Genomic DNA, 17,961 nt, shown 5'->3' with positions numbered 1-17,961 from the left:
GCTAGAAAGATTCTTTTCAAGTGTATTCACAACATTACTTCTGCTAGCCACACCAATCCTTGTCATATCGCAGACTTCTATGAGAAACGAAAAAGGCAATCGCAAACGGCTTCAACCAAGCCACATACAATTGCCTCTATGCATCGTCTTATCAGAACGATACATTACCTCATCACGCATAATAAACTTTACGACTATAACTTAGCCAAAAGTCAGTAAAGTCTTATGCCCTATCATTGTAACACCTTATCAAATTTTTTCAACATAAGGTGTTGTTTTTGCGTACGCTTTTTAAGCTAAATGAGTGCAAAAATCAGATAGTAATCTCAAAATATCTACTGTCTAAAAATTATTTTCTCTTTAAAGCATTGAAATACTTGACAATTGGTAGAAACATAGAAACTCCTTAAATTCCTTATATATAGAAAAGAAACCTGAAATCAGTATTTCAAGTTTCTAAATTAATCTTAAATATTTGCCCAAACAGATTCCAAAATATTCGTTTGATCACGGTCTGGTCCAACTGAGAAGGTTGAAATGCGGACACCTACCAACTCACCGACACGGCGAACGTAGTTGCGGGCATTTTCTGGAAGATCTTCTAGGCTGCGAACACCTGTAATATCTTCTTGCCAGCCTGGCAATTCTTCATAGATTGGTTTACAACGTTTGAGTTGTTCCAAGCTTGCTGGGTAGTGGTCAATGCGTTCACCATCAAGGTCGTAGGCCACACAGATTTTAACAGTGTCAAGTCCTGAAAGAACGTCAATTGAGTTAAGAGAGAGGTTGGTAATTCCTGATACACGACGACTGTGGCGCATAACAACTGAGTCAAACCAACCAACACGACGTGGACGTCCAGTTGTTGTCCCGTATTCGTGACCGATTTCACGGATGCGTTCTCCAACTTCATCAAAGAGTTCAGTTGGGAATGGACCGTCTCCAACACGGCTAGTGTAGGCTTTACATACACCTACAACCTTATTGATTTTAGATGGACCAACACCTGAACCAATCGTTACACCACCAGCAACTGGATTAGATGAGGTAACAAATGGATAAGTTCCTTGGTCAATGTCCAACATAACACCTTGAGCACCTTCAAAGAGAACACGTTTACCTGCATCCAAGGCATCGTTCAAGATAACTGAAGTATCTGTTACATATTTCTTGATTTGTTGACCATATTCATAATACTCTTCGAAAATGTCATCAAAGTCAATCGCTGTGTCATCATAGAGTTTTGTGAATTGACGGTTCTTTTCTTCCAAATTAATTTTAAGACGCTCTGCAAAGATTTCTTTGTCCAAAAGGTCGGCGATACGAATGCCGACACGCGCAGCCTTATCCATATAAGCTGGACCGATACCCTTGTTGGTTGTACCAATCTTGTTATCGCCCTTAGCAGCTTCTTGGAGTTGGTCGAGTTTGATATGATATGGAAGAATCACGTGAGCACGGTCTGAGATACGAAGACTATCTGTTGAAACACCTTCTTCGTGAAGATAAGCCAACTCTTTGACCAATGATTTTGGATTGACAACGACACCGTTACCGATAACAGAGATTTTCTCAGGGAAGAAAATACCAGATGGAATCAGGTGAAGTTTGAACTTCTTGCCATCGATTACGATAGTATGCCCTGCATTGTCACCACCTTGGTAACGAGCAATCACTTCTGCATCTTGACTAAGGAAGTCTGTGATTTTCCCCTTACCTTCGTCACCCCACTGGGTACCAACAACTACTACTGATGTCATAACTAAGATACCTAGAAGACAGGTCTAGCAAGTAAAACGAGCCAGAACTCTCTTCAAATCCTTTCAGAATATCACTAGGCAGGAATTTCACCTGCTGTTTTATCTTACAATCCATTATACCAAAATAACAGACGTTTTTTCAATAAAAAGTCAATATTCAGTTAATAGCTCTATTCGTAAATGAAAATAACTTAAATATACATCAAAAGACGAACAATATTTATTAGTCGTTCGGATATTAGTTTATTTTCAAAAAATTCCGAACCTTCGTAGTAGAAAATTGCTTTTTGAAAACGATTTAAGCTACAATATTTATCATAAAAAGAATTTTTACCTCACCAACACTAGCGCAATCAAGATATAACTAGTGTTTCTTATAGATGAAACAGTCTGAAAGTCCCCTCCTCAAAAAGAGTTTTCAGCCTGTTTTTAGAAAGGATTGCTATGCATTTAAACGGTATTCTTCAAGAGTCTCCAAAGACTCTTCCCATCCTTCAGGCGACTTTCGGCTTAGAACGTGAAAGCCTACGTGTCTCTCAAAAAACGGGGCGTGTCTCCCAGAAGCCACATCCTAAGACGCTAGGTTCACGCTCCTTCCATCCTTATATCCAGACGGATTACAGCGAACCTCAGATTGAGTTGATCACTCCTATCGGTCAATCTACCAAAGAAGCTCTGCGATTTTTGGGTGCCATCACAGATGTTGCTGGACGTTCCTTGGATGACGATGACTATCTCTGGCCTCTCTCTATGCCACCTCAGATTGAAGAGGATGAGATTGAAATCGCTAAGCTAGACAGTCAGTTTGAATGTGACTATCGTCAGCATTTGGCAGATGTCTATGGCAAAAAACTCCAGTCTATGAGTGGCATTCATTTCAATATGGAACTGGGCAAGGACTTGGTGGCTAGTCTCTTTGAAACCAGTCATTACGATAGTTTAGTTGACTTTAAAAACGATCTCCACCTCAAACTGGCACAAAACTTCTTGCGCTATAAGTTCTTCCTAACCTATCTTTTTGGGGCAAGCCCAATTGCAGAGCAGGGCTTTTTGGATAGCGACTTGAAAGGACCTGTTCGATCTCTTCGCAACAGTCAATTTGGCTATGTCAATCATGATGATATCAAGGTTTCTTATCAGAGTTTGGAAAAATACATTTCAGATATTGAAGGCTATGTCTCTTCAGGTCAGTTGATTGCTGAGAAGGAGTTCTACTCTTCTGTCCGACTTCGTGGCAGCAAACGCAATCGTGACTATCTTGAAAAAGGCGTCAGCTATTTAGAATTTAGATGTTTTGACCTCAATCCTTTTGACAATCGTGGTATTACACAGGAGACCTTGGATATTGTTCATCTATTTGCACTTAGCCTCCTCTGGCTGGATAAGGTTGAGGATGTTGACCAGGCTATCCAGCTTGGAAAAGATATCAATGAGCAAGTTGCGCTAGCCCATCCGCTGGATAAACTTCCTAAAGAAGCACCAATCCAAGATTTGTTGCAGGCTTTTCGTGACTTAGCCCAGCATTTCCAACTAAATAGTTACTATCAAGACTTAATCTCAAAAATTGAAGCAGCGATTGAGGATCCAAGCCTGACTATCGGTGGACAGCTCGCTCAGCATATCCAAAATCAGTCACTGCAGGACTTTGGTCGTAAGCACGGTTTGGCATATAAAGAGTATGCTTGGACTGCCCACTACGCTCTCAAGGGCTACGAGTCAATGGAGTTATCAACTCAAATGCTCCTCTTTGATGTTATTCAAAAGGGTGTGAATTTCCAAATTTTAGATGAGAGCGATCAGTTTCTCAAGCTTTGGCATGGTGACCATGTCGAATATGTCAAAAATGGTAATATGACCTCTAAGGATAACTATGTCATTCCCCTAGCCATGGCAAATAAGGTTGTCACTAAGAAAATTCTGTCTCAGGCAGGTTTCCCCGTACCAGCAGGTAGTGAGTTTGATGACAAAGATAGTGCTCTAGCCTACTACCCCATCATTCAGAAAAAACCTATCGTTGTGAAGCCAAAATCTACTAATTTTGGACTGGGTATCTCTATTTTTCAAGAAGCAGCTAACCTAGAAGACTATGAGAAAGCTCTGGATATCGCCTTCAAGGAAGACTCTAGTCTCTTGGTTGAAGAATTTGTCGCTGGTACCGAATACCGTTTCTTCGTTCTTGATGGCAAATGCGAGGCAGTGCTTCTACGTGTGGCTGCCAATGTTGTTGGAGATGGAAAACATACTATCGCTGAATTGGTTGCCTTAAAAAATCAAAATCCTCTACGTGGTCGTGACCACCGTTCTCCTCTTGAAATCATCAATCTTGGAGATATCGAGCTACTCATGCTAGATCAGCAAGGCTTTACACCTGAGACCATCCTCGCTGATGGACAAAAGGCTGACCTGCGTGGGAATTCAAATATCTCAACAGGTGGAGATTCTATCGATGTCACCGATAAGATGGACCCATCTTATAAGGAATTGGCTGCTCAAATGGCAACTGCAATGGGAGCCTGGGCCTGCGGTGTGGATTTGATTATTCCAGACGCTAGTCAACCTTCTCTAAAAGAGCAGGCAAACTGTACCTGCATTGAACTCAATTTTAACCCTTCTATGTACATGCATACCTACTGCCATGAAGGACCTGGACAAGCTATCACACCAAAAATCCTAGCTAAACTCTTCCCTGAATTGGATGATTAGAAAATGAAGACCAGTCAAATTTGGCTGGTTTTATCAAACCATTCCCACTGTTGCTAAACCCAACGCAAACAAGAGATTGCCGAATAGCAAAAATAAAAATTGCCACGGTAAAATAAGAATTTCATCGTATGAGCACGATAGATTACGTTTAGATGCGTCAGCTACTGGGCGAGCGAAGTGCTCAAACAGTCTGGGAGACTGTTTGAGGTAACCCAGTTGCTTTTCGCCGTAGTGGAAGTGCTAGAACTGAAAAGTTCTAGCACTAGGGGTTAGCGAGACTTCGGGTTCGCTAGAAAGGAATGCTTTAACAGTCCGGTGGACTGTTAAAGGTTGGAAATAGAACAAGCGCAAGCTTGTCTCTATCGTTTCGATAGTCGGTCGCTTCCGCCCCTCACTACCTAAGAAAAGCAACAAAATATACTAAAAGTACAACAACGGGAAAGATTCTTATCTGTTAAATATTGTCTTTTCCCCCTAATTTAAGGTAAAATGATAGAAACTATAAGTAGAAAGTATTAGGTATGTCTATGGGTCGAAAACCTTATCGTCGCCAATCCAGTTTCGGAGGAATCATCGGACTTGCTTTCCTTATTCTTATCGGATTGGTGCTCTTTATTCAATATATTTTGCCCCTACTGCTCATTGGAGGTGCAGGCTATGGGGTCTACAAGCTCGCTACTCGTAAATCAAGTCTGCAAAAAGCAAACACAGCAGCTAGACTCCAAGATTTAAAGGACAGTATCGGTCGTTGCGATCGCCAACTGAAACTCTTGGAAAATTACCTTGATGAGAAAGACTACACACAATATGCCGTCCTAGCCAATCAGGTTCTTCCTCAATTAGAGAGCATTGACAAGGAAGCTAAGGAGCTCAAAAATGATATGGACCTTTCCATCTATAAGCGTATCGTTAAAAAGGCTGAAGATGAAAAAGAGGACATCACTGCTCAACTGACTAAGCTTCATGTCACACCGTCAGCTAGCCCACAGACTAGCGATGAAAAGGAAATCTACAAGCTTGCACCTGAGATTCTGGAGACCTACCGTAATATCCAAGCCGACCATAGGTTAGTTCTGGAAAAATTGGAAAAAGCTGACAACAAGGCTGAACTTGAAGCTATTCACGACATCAACATGAAGCGTTTTGATGATATCCTGCAAGGCTACCTTCAAATTAAACGGTCTCCAAAAGACTTTTACAATGCTGATGAACGATTAGCGCAAGCCAAGTCTGCGCTGGAAAAATTTGATTTGGACTTGGATGAGACCTTGCGTAAGCTCAATGAGAACCAGCTCAGCGATTTTGAAATTAGCCTACGCATGATGACGCAAAGAGACGCCAGCAAAGACGATTTATAAAGATAGGAGAACAACATGGCAGATACATTTAATTTTGATATTGATCAGATTGCTAACAATGCAATCGCAACTAAGGATAAGACAACTGAAATCATTGAAACCTCAGCGACAAGCACAGGTCAAATGGCTTTCTTGGAAAAGCTGACGCCCGAACAACAAGAAGCAATCCAAGCTAAGGCGCCAGCTATTGTTGACAGCTTTATCGCTGACCAGAATGCCCTTTTGGACTTTGGAACATCAGCTGTTGAAAACGTCAATCAGACTGTCAACCACATTCTCTCAGAGCAGAAAAAATTGGAAATTCCACAAGTTGATGAACTTCTGCTCAATGCAAACCGCGAACTCAATGGTTTCGTTGCTAAATACAAGGATGCCAAACCTGCAGAACTTGAGAAAAAGCAGGGCTTCTTCTCAAAATTCTTCAAACAAACCAAAGATACCTTGCAAGAATTTTACTTTGACTCAAAAACAGTCGAGGAGAAATTGGATGGCATGTCTGTGACTGTCGTTAAACAAGAAGATACCCTTGCTCGTAATATTGTCTCAGCTGAAAAACTGATTGAAGATAATACCAAATCTATCGAGAATTTGGTTGGAGTTATCGCCTTTATCGAGGCTAGCCAAGCAGAATCTGCCAAACGTGCGGGTAATCTGCAAACAGAACTTGCAACACTGGACAGCTCAACACCTGATTATCAAATCAAATCTAATGAATTGGCTCGTATGACAGAAGTTGTCAATACCCTTGAGCAACAGCATACTGAGTATGTTAGCCGTCTCTATGTTGCCTGGGCAACAACACCTCAGATGCGTAATCTGGTTAAGGTTTCTTCTGATATGCGTCAGAAACTTGGTATGTTGCGTCGCAACACCATTCCAACTATGAAGCTCTCTATCGCTCAACTTGGCATGTTGCAACAATCTATCAAATCAGGTGCCACAGCGGATGCGATTGTCAATGCTAATAATGCTGCCCTTCAAATGCTCGCTGAAACCAGCAAAGAAGCTATTCCAGCCTTGGAACGCTCTGCACAAAGCCCTACTGTCACTGTTGAATCTGTTACAGCTCTAGCTGAAAGCCTTGTCGCACAGAATAACGGCATCATTGCAGCAATTGACAACGGTCGCAAACAGCGTGCCCAACTTGAATCAGCTATCGTCAAATCAGCTGAAACCATTAATGACTCGGTCAAACTCCGTGACGAAAAAATCGTGCAAGCTCTTCTTAATGAAGGACGTGAAGTACAAGCTGAGGTCGAGAAACCTCGGGATGATGTCACTCCTGAGGGTGAGTAAAATTCTAAGAGCTCAAATGTAAGAAACTAACGTTTCTACTATCCGCAACCTTCAACAGGTTACCCAAACTGTTGAACCTCTCCTTAATGAAGGGCGTGAAGTACAGGCTGAGGTCGAGAAACTTCGGGATGATGTCACTCCTGAGAGCGAGTAAAATCAGAAGAGCCCAACTGTAAGAAACTGACGTTTCTACTATCCGCAACCTTCAACAGGTTACCCAAACTGTTGAGCCTCTTCTCAATGAAGGGCGTGAAGTTCAAGCTGAGGTCGAAAAACCTCGGGAAGATGTCACTCCTGAGTAAGAATAAGCTTCGAAGAGCTCAAATGTAAGAAACTAACGTTTCTACCATCCGCAACATTCAACAGTTCCCCAAACTGTTGAACCTCTCCTTAATGAGGGGCGTGAAGTGCAGGCTGAGGTCGAGAAACCTCGGGAAGATGTCACTCCCGAGGGCGAGTAAGATCCGAAGAGCTCAACTATAGATAACTACGATTACCTATAGTTACAGCCTATAACTCTCTTTCAAAAAATATTTTTTCAATTTTTTGTATCAAATTAAAACCCGGTTAATTATTCCTATTAACTGGGTTTTCTGTATATATTTAGCTTTTCAAACTTTAATTTATCTGTTTTTAGAATTTTTATCAGATATAGTTTAAAACTATACAAACATATATAAATAAAGTAAGTCATTAAAACCTTGTAAGCACTTGCAAAATCTTCTAGTTTTTTGATAATATCATTTTAGACGTCATTTAGCTCAGCTATTTTCAAAAAAATTTTTGATCAAAGCTGCGGATTTACGAATAGATTTATTGAAAAGAGAAAATATGAGGTTAGGATATGAAACTCAAGGAATTAACGAAAGAAAACTATGAACAGACTCTGGCTCAGATGACTAATTTTTCATTCATGCAGTCTAAGGAAATGTGTGATTTGTTGGATAGACAGGGAAATCAGGTCCACTATATTGGTCTAGAGGTTGATGGCAATCTAGAAATCATTGCCAGTCTCTACTCACGTAAGATGCTTGGTGGTCTTCGCATGGAGCTGCATTCAGGTCCCGTCTATAGCAAACCCGATCATCTGCTGAGTTTTTATAGGCTATTACAGACTTATGCCAAAAAGCACAATGTCTTAGAGCTCGTCGTTAAGCCCTATGAAGATTTTCAAATCTTTGACAAAAACGGTAATCCTCTTTCTGACAGCTTTCATGATCAGCTAACTTCCTTGCAAACTATCGGTTTTCAACACGATGGACTGACAGTTGGCTATCCTAATGGCGAGTCAACTTGGCACTTTGTCAAGGATCTGACAGACCTCACAGAGGACCAACTTCTCAAGTCCTACAATAAAAATGGTCAACGTCTCGTCAAAAAAGCCCGTAAAGTGGGGCTTAAAGTCAGAAATTTAGAGCGCAATGAGTTACAGATTTTCAAAGATATTCAAGATAGCACCGCTGAGCGCAATGGCTACGCTGCAAAGCCACTTTCCTACTATGAAAATCTCTTTGATATGTTTGGAGACAAGGCGGAGTTTCTAACCGCTACAATCCATTTTCAAGATTATCTCGAAAAACTTCAGGAAGAAAATAAGGCTCTCAAAAAGAGCCTAGCCAACCTAGAAAAGCAACTAGAAAAAAATAGCACTAAAAAACTAACTGCCAATTATAAACACAGTCTTGGACTCTTAGACAAGAAAGAGGCTGAGATCCAACAGATACTTCCTTATGCTCAAAAATTTGGAAATACTGAAATAGCTCTGGCATCGAACCTTGTCCTCTATAGTTCGGCTGAAGTGACCTATCTCTTTGGTGGTTTCTATACAGACTACAATTTCTTGGCTGCGCCAGCATTGCTACAAGATGCTGCTATGACTAAGGCAATCAAGAGAGGAATTCCTCTCTACAACTTCTTAGGTATTCAAGGAAAATTCGATGGTTGCGACGGTGTCCTTCGCTTCAAACAAAACTTTAATGGCTACATCGTCCGTAAGATGGGAACCTTCCGCTACTATCCAAAACCAACAACCTATAAAATTATCCAGTTTGCCAAAAAAGCTCTAGCAAGATAACGACTAATCCCCAGATGAAATTTTTATCGTCTGGGGATTTTAGTTACTCCAAGCACACCAGCAAAATCATGCTATACTATAAATATATTAAGTCTTTAATTTATTTTTAAAATTGCAATCAGGAGAAGATATGAAAAAAGTAGGGATTTTCCTTATAGGAGTTTTAGCAGTTATTGGAATAAGTCTAGGAGGATGGAAAATAAAAGAAACCGTCGAGCAGCAAGGAATAATAAAGATCGTAAATAGTAACGACGTCAAAAATATTATTGAGGATAATTTAAAAATTTATGATAAAAACGCTCTAACAAAAAAGGGGATTATTAAGACATACATGATTGATGATACGACCATTAAGCGTAGCCCTATGGGGGGAATTTTATTTGATATCTATATCAATAATAATCATGAATTACTTATGCATTTTACATTAGAGAAAGATAAGGGTGTTTTAAAACAATCAGGAGGAGGATACTCTAAAGAATTCTCAAAATTTATAAAAGAGAGTATAAGTAATAATGGTTAAATATTCTGATCATGAATGACAGAGAATTGCAAATGAAGAGGATATAAATGATACACCTAATCAAACAATGATAGTAAAATCAGATAAGGGAAGCAACATAGAAATCAGTTATTATTTAATTTATTTATAAAATAGGATAAGGGAGAAGATATGAGAAAAGTAGGAATTTTCCTTATAGGAGTATTAGCAGTCATTGGAATAAGCCTGGGAGGTTGGAAAGTGAAAGAAATTATTGAGCATCAAGAGATGGCAAAAATCGTAAAAAGCGAGGAAGCCCAAAAAATATATGAGGATCAATTAAAATTTATTGATGAAAATGATTTAACAGACAATGGCATAATAAAATCATATCAGATTGATTCATTTAAACGGAATCCAATGGGAGGAATATTCGTCCATCTTCGGATAAATGATAACAAAAATTACGAAGTTACAGTCAATTTAGGTAAAATGCAAGACAAAATAGTGGGGGAAGGTGGGAGTTCCTCACCAGAATTAGCCAATTTAGTAAGAAAGGAAACTTCTAATGACTAATAGTTATATTGGTACCAAGAGAAACAATTAAATCTTTAAGTTTCAATTCGTGTTTCTAACTTATTTAAATAAGATAGCCAAAGGAGCTTGTATGAAGTTAAAAAAATATTTCTTAGTCCTTATAGGGATGGTATGTTTTATAACTATTTTAGAAGGATGCAGTACATCTAATAAATCTACTTTAACAAAAGAACAACAAAATCAGATTGTACAGTATATTGCTAACAATTTTGAAGAAATCAAAATTGTTGAATTTGAAAATATAGACCATAACAAGCTTGCAGAAACAACTTTTATTAATCTGAAAGTAAATGAAAATAGTTATCTGTCTATTTCTGTAGGGGATGATATTTATGATGTAGATAATTATTCTCCAGGATGGAATCCTGATTCTTTTAAACTAAAAGAAAAATCAGAAAAAAGGTTGAAAACAGACATAAGTTCTATTGAAATCATTTATTTGGGAGAACAAAATGGTAACTGATAAAAATTACAATGATACTGCCAAAAGGGTTTATGCTGTAGAGTTTGGAAAAGAAAATTATACTGTGAAAAAAGGTTATACCTTTCAATCAAACAATCAAACTTTCCAAGTCCTAATAGCCGAAGATAACACCGACAACGGTATGCAGGCTATGGTAATAATCATTTGTGAACATATCGTTTCAAAAATGAAAGTAAGATTCTTCTGTGTATTACCTTTATTTATAAAATAGGATAAGGGAGCTGAAATGAAAAAAAGATTATTATTTATTTTAAGCTTGTTCAGCCTAATTGCCATTTTAGGAGGCTGTAGTGTGAATAAAATATCAAACGAACAGGTAAAGAAGACGGAAAATGATCTAGCAAAATATATAGTTAGTAGATATAGTGATGTTGAGACAATTACTTTTAAAAAGTGGGGATATTCCAATGAAACTGGTTATTGGGGAGTCACTGTTATAGTAAATAAAACTAATAAAATATCATTTTCATTAGGAGATAGAAAAGATATTACTTCAATAAGTGGCATCTCATATCATTCTGATAGTTTCCATTTGTTAGAAAACGAAGAGAACAAAGATGACTCACCAGTATCCATTAGTAAAAAAATTATTTCTAATGAACTTAAGGTAGATTTATCCAATGTAACCATCACTTATTCAAGCAGTTAATGGAGAGAAAATATGATACAAGATAACAGCTGCAACACTCTCGCAGGACAAGTTTATAATGTTGAGCCTGATAAAGCATATTCAATAGAATAAAAGAATTAAAATGAAGAAAAGATTATTATTTATTTTAAGCTTAATTACCATTTTAGGAGGATGTAGTATGTCTAGTAAATCTACTTTAACAAAAGAACAACAGGACAATGTGGTTAAACGAATTGCGAGAAATTATGATATTCAAAGTATAGAGTTTATCAAATTTAGTCAGGATACTAAGACTGGAACATACAATTTACTATTTATTATAAATAACAATGAAAAGTATAAAACAGGTATATCAATAAGAAATATAGAAAGGCTTAATAACTCTACAGACGAGATTGGTCTTAGCCCTATTGAGACATTTAAATCATTAGAACGAGAGAATGTTTTATTAACAGAAAATATCGATACTAGTGATATTCAAATTACATACCTGGGAGAATAATTCTTTAATATATTTATAAAATTGGATAAGGGAGTTTGAATGAAAAAAAGATTGTTATTTATTTTAAGCTTGACCAGCTTAATTGCCATTTTAGGAGGTTGTAGTATGTCTAATAAATCTACTTTAACAAAAGAACAACAAAATCAGATTGTACAGTATATTGCTAACAATTTTGAAGAAATCAAAATTGTTGAATTTGAAAATATAGACCCAAACAAGCTTGCAGGAACAACTTTTATTAATGTGAAAGTAAATGAAAATAGTTATCTGTCTATTTCTGTAGGGGATGATATTTATGATGTGGACAGTTATTCTCCAGGATGGAATCCTGATTCTTTTAAACTAAAAGAAAAATCAGAAAAAAGGTTGAAAACAGACATAAGTTCTATTGAAATCATTTATTTGGGAGAAAAAAATGGTAACTGATAAAAATTACAATGATATTGCCAAAAGAGTTTATGCCGTAGAGTTTGGAAAAGAAAATTATACTGTGAAAAAAGGTTATACCTTTCAATCAAACAATCAAACAATCAAACAATCAAACTTTCCAAGTCCTAAGAGCCAAAGATAACTCCGACAATGATATGTAGACTATGGCAGTAACTATTGGTAAACATATCGTTTCAAAAATAAAAGTAAGCGTTTTCTGTATATTATCTTTATGCTATACTATAGGTACATTAATTCTTTAATATATTTGTAAAATAGGATAACGGAGGAGATATGAAGAAAAAACTTTTATCTATTGTGCTACCAATCGGTATCCTTGGTCTGATCTTCGGAGGTATATTGTTTATGAACTATCAACAAAAAGTTCAATATCAGGAAATGATTAATATTGCAATGAGTAACGAAGCTAAGGTAGTTTATGAAGAATACATTTTATCTTATATTGATTCTAATGCTTTCCAAGAAAATGGCTCTATAAGAAATTATACAGTAGATAAAAACAGTCTATCTTATAATCCTATGGGTGGGCTAATGGTAAAAATCATATTAAATAGCAACTCATATTTATACATTGATTTTAATTTAATAGATAATGGTGATGGTACTTACCACTCAGCCTACTACTCTGAATCTCCCAATTTAGCTGATATGTTGGATAAAAAGGAGGAGCAGTCTGTCAAAGTATATAAATGATATAAATTTACAGACTGCTATGACTGAGTACCTACCTAATCTACAAAAAGGAAGTAAAGTCCAAACTCAAAATAGAACCTATGTTGGTCGAGTCTCCCAAGTCTACGATAATACTAATGAGACTAATTGTTTTAATAATGGGTGGAGTTTTGATGTTTAACAATTTTAATAGCGAGAAAGAATCCCAATATAAGTTTGAAGAAGATCGTAAGTACGTTAATTCTTTAATTTATTTATAAAATAGGATAAGGGAATTAGAATGAAGAAATGGAAAAATTTGTTTGCACTAGTTGCTATTGGAGTGTTATTAACGCTTGAGGGGTGTAGCATGTTTGGGAGTAAAAAAGAAGAAAACACGAAGTACAAACTTGAGCAGGATAGGATAGCTAACTATCTGATTGAACACATAGAATTAGTTGATGGAGAATCTATTAAAGAAATTGAATTCGTTGAATTTCAAAAAAATAATATGACAGGAACCTGGAGAATAACCGCCACAATCAATGAAAAATACGATATTTCTTTTTCAGAAGATTCTTTAGGCGGAGAAATTGAAACAGCTAATTACTCTCCTAAGGAATTTGAAGAAAGTTATGAAAAGTTAAGTAATGATTATTCTATAAAAGATATTGAAATAGAATATTTCAAGGAGTAATAAATGATAACAGATGAAGATTACAAAAATATTTCTGATCGCGTTTATGATGTTGATTCTGGAAAAGTAGCTAATCCCGTTAAAACGGGTGATGCTGTAGCAGCTGGTCAATTCCAAGTCCTAAGAGCCGAAGACAATACCGACAATGGTATGCAAGCTATGTCAGTGGCTCCAGTGGATAACAATGGTAATGTGGATTATAGCGAGGTTGTCATTGCCTATGCAGGAACAAATCAAAATGATTTCAAAAATTTTGAGACAGATTTACAGAGCATTGGTTTAGGTAGTGATAAGTTAAGTTACGTTAAAACTATCGAATCTGATATTTCTGGGCAATGGATTGCTAATGAAAATCCAATCAATTCAAAAATAAAAGTAAACGTTTTCTGTATACTATCTTTATGCTATACTATAAGTACATTAATTCTTTAATATATTTATAAAATAGGATAAAGGTGGAGATATGAAAAAAGTAGGGATTTTCCTTATAGGAGTTTTAGCAGTTATTGGAATAAGCCTGGGAGGTTGGAAAGTGAAAGAAATTATTGAGCATCAAGAGATGGCAAAAATCGTAAAAAGCGAGGAAGCCCAAAAAATATATGAAGATGAATTAAAATTTATTGATGAAAATGCTTTAACAGACGATGGTATAATAAAATCATATCAGATTGATTCATTTGAACAAAATCCTATGGGTGGGATAATTGTTTACCTACGAATAAATGATAATAAAAATTACAGTGTAACAGTTTTTTTGGGTAAAATGCAAGACAAAATAGTGGGTGAAGGTGGAAGTTGGTCACCAGAATTAAGCGACTCAGTAAAAAAGGAGACTTCTAATGACTGATAGTTATAGTGAGTATGAGCGTAAGCAAATTGCTCAGCAAGAATACAATGCAAGTATTCATAAAGGGCTCCCTATAAAAATAGGCAGTGGAAAAAATACTAAGCTTATCGGTACCGTTCGCCAAGTTATTACGGATAAAACAGGATTAAATGCCTATGTCGTGGAAAGTCCTGATAAAAAGACTGTTTCTATTTTGTACAAGGGGTCAGAGGGAATAGGACAGGAAGGCTCAAAAGTTGACTGGATAGATAATGACATTCCTATGGCAAAAAATATCACTACAGCTACCCCTAAAGCTACTTCTCAGTTAAAATCAGCCGCAAAAACCCTTAATAAAGTCCTTGAAGATTATCCTAATGCTAAAATCGATGTCTATGGTCATTCTCTAGGCTCTATGGATGCTCAATATGCCCTAGCTAATGTTTCTGATGTCAACCGCATTTCTGGAGCTTATGTTTATGAAGGACCAAATACCTATCCTGCTCTGACAGATAAGCAGAAGGCAAAAGCTGATGCACTAAAATACCGTATCCATAATTATATTGATCCAAAAGATTTCGTTACACTGGGTTATGTTAAAAATACTTCAAATCATAAGTTCGATTTGAATAGCCAAAATGCAGTGGGTATTGTTTACCATGTTGATAGTAAGTCAAGAATAAACCCAGTTGAACAACATATGTGGGGTGGTTACCAATGGAACTCTGATGGCTCCCTTCAAATAGAATCCGACAGTTCAGCTTGGGAAAACAAATACAGTTCTAGTTTAGATGCTGTATCCCTTGGTATGTATAACTTCTCTACTCTCAAATCTCAGAGGAAAAAAGATGGGAAACTCTCCAAAAATGAGACTTTCTTTTTAGATAGTGTTCAAGCTGGCTTGATTGCTCAAGGTTTGGTTACTGCCTCTGAGACGGTTAAAAGCGAGGTAGAAACAGCTAAGAAAGATGCTGTTAATGAAGCCGAAGAGCTTTTTCAATCTACTAAAACAGCTCCTTGGGGGATTTCTGAGCTAAGTATTGATGAGATTCAAGAAGCTTTTGCAGGGGCTGGAGTAACCTACGATAGCATCGTCACTAAGGTAGAAGATCATTTTGCAAAAAAAGGAAGTAAAGTTGATGAAATAGCTACTGCCTATTCTCAGCTAGAGACTAAGATTCAAACTGGAATCAATGATGCTCTGGCAGCAGACAGTAATCTTGCACAGGAGTTTAACCAATGGTCAGTTCAGTAGAAAAACAGTTAGAGCAGCTTGAAGATGAAATCAAGAAACAAAAAAGACATCTAGAAAAACTTGAAGATGACTATCAGTCTGAACGTCGTAAGTTAGATGAAGCTCTTTTTGAATTAGAGGATAGAAAAAGGGCTATTGATAACTTTCTTGAGGAAAAATACGATGAATCTCTGTCGTTTTTAAGGCAAGTTGATGCAGATATCTCTGAGTCATTTGCAAATCTAAACCAACTCATTACCAACTACACAGATACCACAGACCTGGTTTATCATAAAGAACGCCAACAACTTGAAGAACAATCTGATCAACTCTATGCCAAATATAGCAAAGAGCACAGCCAAATTGAGCAGAAGATTGACGACTCATTTGCTCAACGAAAACGTATCATTTTAGGATAGGAAAAAGAGATGAGTGAACTAACAACAAGCACTAGTAAGGCACTAAAGGGTACAGAAACTGATTTTAAGAAATTAAAAAAAGATCTGGAAAAAACATTAATTAAAACAGTTCATGCCCCTCTGATTCTTCAGAAAAAAGGATCAATTATTTCAGACTATGACCAGAAAATTGATAATGCCGTCAAAGATGGAAAATCAGCAATTACTTCTATTGTAAATCAGTTAGATACTAGTATCAAAGGCGATGGGCGAAAAGCTCTCGAAGAGACTGTAAATAAGCATAAAGATGACTACGACAAGGTCTAAAAATCAACCCCAGACGAAATGAATTGTAACCCAAAATTGGATAAGAAATTATTGAAAGGATTTAGTTCTGTATTGAACAGGACTAAGTCCTTTTAGTTTTGTCTCAATTCATTTGTTGTAGTAAAAAATATAATCTGTCTTGCTCTCCCAAGTTCATTAAGAGATTGATAGGAGTTCTCAATCCCATAAACCATTTCAGATTATATAAATGTTATTAAATTAGTTTTCAAACTATTATACTTTTCTATGTTTATATCAAGTTGAAAAGCTTTTCTTGTTGTTAGAGGTTTTGTCCTAGCTGTTCTCAGATGTACGTCATCATAGAAAGTGATCTCATCTGACTGTATTTAGTTGGATTCATATTATTAGTCTGTGGCTAGCGGTACATTAAATAAGCACCAATTCCTGCAATAACTAATAGTAAAAGAATAAAGAAACTATTTTTTATATGCTGTTTCCCTTGTTGATACTCTTCGTACTTCATCTCGAAAGATCGACTAACTTCAGAAGCAAGCTCATCAAGGCTATCCTTTGCTTTTTCTAAACTCTTTTCGTTTGACATATCAATACTCTCCTATTCCATCGACTTATTAGTTAATAAAAATTGACCAGAATTTTCTATAAAAGTAAAACTAGATTTCTGCGTATCTGGCCATTCATAGTCCAGACTAACGGTACATTGTAAAGAACTGTCAAGAGAACTGCCCATAACGAACGTACTTGTATCCGAAGGTTTCCCAAATTTTTCAAGTACTTGATCAATACTACTTCCACCTGTACCATCACTAGACGAACCAACTATCATTTGATCCACATCTTGTGTTGACCAAGATTTGATATCATAATTCTCAATATTAGGTAATTGATAAAGATTACGAGCACTTTTTACCTGTAAGCTTATGTCTTCTCCACTCTGCAAAAAAGTCAACTTAACATCTACCGTTTTAAGAGGAGATTCAGTAATAGTCTTGCTATAAGTAATTACTATTGAAGATATTTCATTTGATGATATTTCATTAGGATAGGATCGATAATAGGTATCATTTGGACGTCCATATTTTTCAATAATTTGAAGTAATTGAGCTTCTGATTGACCAAAACTCACATCCAATTCTTCAAAATCTTCATAGGTCCACAAAAATTCCTTCTGTTCAACATTTTCATATAAACCCTCCACATAGGTCTTTAAATTTCTTTCCTCTGTATATTCTGGTGAACTTACTTTAAACTCAATATTTTGACTAGCTTTTATTAAAATAGCAAGTATAACTAAGGTACACACTGTAAGAAGCATCCTAATGTAGAGTGGCGAAAATAATGACCTCCTTGATAGCATTCGACGCTCAACAATTCTACCAAGTTCCTCTGCAATATCTTCAAGGCTTTCTGATTCTCTATTCATTTTCTTCTTCATAATTATGATTATAAAGGATTTCTAATCTTTTGACTAGATAAGAATTGTTTATAATCATACTTTAAGGTAAAATAAAAA

Annotated in this window: 22 protein-coding genes and 2 pseudogenes; 20 read left to right on the top strand and 4 right to left on the bottom strand. The window is 36.6% G+C overall.

Translation table 11 applies throughout. The features are described from left to right. Positions 1 to 219: pseudogene (locus tag JOC28_RS05260) on the top strand (IS110 family transposase); the annotation flags it as partial. Between the two features lie 248 nt (positions 220 to 467). Here the strand turns inward: JOC28_RS05260 and JOC28_RS05255 are convergent. Then, on the bottom strand, positions 468 to 1,760 hold the full coding sequence (locus tag JOC28_RS05255) for an adenylosuccinate synthase (protein WP_205009594.1): 1,293 nt from the start codon (positions 1,758 to 1,760) through the stop codon (positions 468 to 470). A gap of 444 nt (positions 1,761 to 2,204) precedes the next feature. On the opposite strand from JOC28_RS05255, the gene gshAB reads away from it, so the two are divergent. The 19 genes from gshAB to JOC28_RS05160 all read left to right on the top strand — a co-directional run bounded on the left by gshAB (position 2,205) and on the right by JOC28_RS05160 (position 16,469). Next, positions 2,205 to 4,463, top strand: coding sequence for a bifunctional glutamate--cysteine ligase GshA/glutathione synthetase GshB (gshAB, locus tag JOC28_RS05250; RefSeq protein ID WP_205009593.1), 2,259 nt, complete (start codon positions 2,205 to 2,207; stop codon positions 4,461 to 4,463). Between the two features lie 527 nt (positions 4,464 to 4,990). Beyond that, positions 4,991 to 5,821 (top strand): hypothetical protein, encoded by an 831-nt coding sequence (locus JOC28_RS05245; RefSeq protein WP_205009599.1) that lies wholly within the window; start codon positions 4,991 to 4,993, stop codon positions 5,819 to 5,821. A 15-nt stretch (positions 5,822 to 5,836) separates the two neighbouring features. Then, on the top strand, positions 5,837 to 7,117 hold the full coding sequence (locus JOC28_RS05240; protein ID WP_205009592.1) for a toxic anion resistance protein: 1,281 nt from the start codon (positions 5,837 to 5,839) through the stop codon (positions 7,115 to 7,117). 844 nt (positions 7,118 to 7,961) lie between these two features. Beyond that, on the top strand, positions 7,962 to 9,191 hold the full coding sequence (locus tag JOC28_RS05235; protein ID WP_205009591.1) for an aminoacyltransferase: 1,230 nt from the start codon (positions 7,962 to 7,964) through the stop codon (positions 9,189 to 9,191). A 130-nt stretch (positions 9,192 to 9,321) separates the two neighbouring features. Next, complete coding sequence (locus JOC28_RS05230; RefSeq protein ID WP_205009590.1) at positions 9,322 to 9,714, top strand: DUF1310 family protein; 393 nt, start codon at positions 9,322 to 9,324, stop codon at positions 9,712 to 9,714. Between the two features lie 150 nt (positions 9,715 to 9,864). Continuing rightward, the gene (locus JOC28_RS05225) at positions 9,865 to 10,248 is read left to right on the top strand and encodes a DUF1310 family protein (protein WP_205009589.1); all 384 of its coding nucleotides are present in this window, start codon (positions 9,865 to 9,867) and stop codon (positions 10,246 to 10,248) included. Positions 10,249 to 10,339: 91 nt separating this feature from the next. Further along, positions 10,340 to 10,732 carry a hypothetical protein gene (locus JOC28_RS05220; RefSeq protein ID WP_205009588.1) on the top strand — a complete coding sequence of 131 codons (393 nt, stop codon included), beginning with the start codon at positions 10,340 to 10,342 and terminating at the stop codon, positions 10,730 to 10,732. Further along, on the top strand, positions 10,722 to 10,964 hold the full coding sequence (locus JOC28_RS05215) for a hypothetical protein (protein ID WP_205009587.1): 243 nt from the start codon (positions 10,722 to 10,724) through the stop codon (positions 10,962 to 10,964). Before JOC28_RS05220 ends, JOC28_RS05215 begins: the two co-directional genes overlap by 11 nt. 15 nt (positions 10,965 to 10,979) lie before the next feature. Continuing rightward, positions 10,980 to 11,402 carry a hypothetical protein gene (locus JOC28_RS05210; RefSeq protein WP_205009586.1) on the top strand — a complete coding sequence of 141 codons (423 nt, stop codon included), beginning with the start codon at positions 10,980 to 10,982 and terminating at the stop codon, positions 11,400 to 11,402. A gap of 160 nt (positions 11,403 to 11,562) precedes the next feature. Continuing rightward, positions 11,563 to 11,886: a hypothetical protein gene (locus JOC28_RS05205; protein WP_239548882.1), complete on the top strand. Its 324-nt coding sequence runs from the start codon at positions 11,563 to 11,565 to the stop codon at positions 11,884 to 11,886. A gap of 39 nt (positions 11,887 to 11,925) precedes the next feature. Beyond that, complete coding sequence (locus JOC28_RS05200; RefSeq protein WP_205009584.1) at positions 11,926 to 12,312, top strand: hypothetical protein; 387 nt, start codon at positions 11,926 to 11,928, stop codon at positions 12,310 to 12,312. Beyond that, on the top strand, positions 12,302 to 12,457 hold the full coding sequence (locus tag JOC28_RS05195) for a hypothetical protein (RefSeq protein WP_205009583.1): 156 nt from the start codon (positions 12,302 to 12,304) through the stop codon (positions 12,455 to 12,457). The genes JOC28_RS05200 and JOC28_RS05195 overlap by 11 nt, the downstream gene beginning before the upstream one ends. A 152-nt stretch (positions 12,458 to 12,609) precedes the next feature. Next, positions 12,610 to 13,029: a DUF1310 family protein gene (locus JOC28_RS05190; protein ID WP_205009582.1), complete on the top strand. Its 420-nt coding sequence runs from the start codon at positions 12,610 to 12,612 to the stop codon at positions 13,027 to 13,029. A gap of 259 nt (positions 13,030 to 13,288) precedes the next feature. Further along, the gene (locus tag JOC28_RS05185; protein ID WP_386701032.1) at positions 13,289 to 13,684 is read left to right on the top strand and encodes a hypothetical protein; all 396 of its coding nucleotides are present in this window, start codon (positions 13,289 to 13,291) and stop codon (positions 13,682 to 13,684) included. A 3-nt stretch (positions 13,685 to 13,687) separates the two neighbouring features. After that, the gene (locus JOC28_RS05180; protein WP_205009581.1) at positions 13,688 to 14,116 is read left to right on the top strand and encodes a hypothetical protein; all 429 of its coding nucleotides are present in this window, start codon (positions 13,688 to 13,690) and stop codon (positions 14,114 to 14,116) included. A gap of 31 nt (positions 14,117 to 14,147) precedes the next feature. Further along, on the top strand, positions 14,148 to 14,531 hold the full coding sequence (locus JOC28_RS05175) for a DUF1310 family protein (protein ID WP_205009580.1): 384 nt from the start codon (positions 14,148 to 14,150) through the stop codon (positions 14,529 to 14,531). After that, positions 14,524 to 15,765 (top strand): Mbeg1-like protein, encoded by a 1,242-nt coding sequence (locus JOC28_RS05170; protein WP_205009579.1) that lies wholly within the window; start codon positions 14,524 to 14,526, stop codon positions 15,763 to 15,765. Before JOC28_RS05175 ends, JOC28_RS05170 begins: the two co-directional genes overlap by 8 nt. Next, the gene (locus JOC28_RS05165) at positions 15,750 to 16,163 is read left to right on the top strand and encodes a hypothetical protein (RefSeq protein ID WP_205009578.1); all 414 of its coding nucleotides are present in this window, start codon (positions 15,750 to 15,752) and stop codon (positions 16,161 to 16,163) included. Before JOC28_RS05170 ends, JOC28_RS05165 begins: the two co-directional genes overlap by 16 nt. A 9-nt stretch (positions 16,164 to 16,172) precedes the next feature. Continuing rightward, entirely contained in the window at positions 16,173 to 16,469 is a 297-nt protein-coding gene (locus tag JOC28_RS05160) for a hypothetical protein (protein ID WP_205009577.1), read from the top strand. Between the two features lie 108 nt (positions 16,470 to 16,577). Here the strand turns inward: JOC28_RS05160 and JOC28_RS10880 are convergent. The 3 genes and pseudogenes from JOC28_RS10880 to JOC28_RS05150 form a co-directional block, all read right to left on the bottom strand. Further along, positions 16,578 to 16,669: pseudogene (locus JOC28_RS10880) on the bottom strand (IS3 family transposase); the annotation flags it as partial. Between the two features lie 176 nt (positions 16,670 to 16,845). Beyond that, the gene (locus JOC28_RS05155) at positions 16,846 to 17,031 is read right to left on the bottom strand and encodes a hypothetical protein (RefSeq protein WP_205009576.1); all 186 of its coding nucleotides are present in this window, start codon (positions 17,029 to 17,031) and stop codon (positions 16,846 to 16,848) included. A 12-nt stretch (positions 17,032 to 17,043) separates the two neighbouring features. Next, entirely contained in the window at positions 17,044 to 17,871 is an 828-nt protein-coding gene (locus JOC28_RS05150) for a hypothetical protein (RefSeq protein ID WP_205009575.1), read from the bottom strand. Positions 17,872 to 17,961: the final 90 nt, after the last annotated feature.

Origin of the sequence: Streptococcus loxodontisalivarius (genome assembly GCF_016908645.1) — a bacterium.
GTDB classification, from domain to species: Bacteria; Bacillota; Bacilli; order Lactobacillales; family Streptococcaceae; genus Streptococcus; species Streptococcus loxodontisalivarius.
The sequence above is the reverse complement of the archived record's forward strand: the minus strand, read 5'-3'. Positions and strand labels throughout refer to the sequence as shown.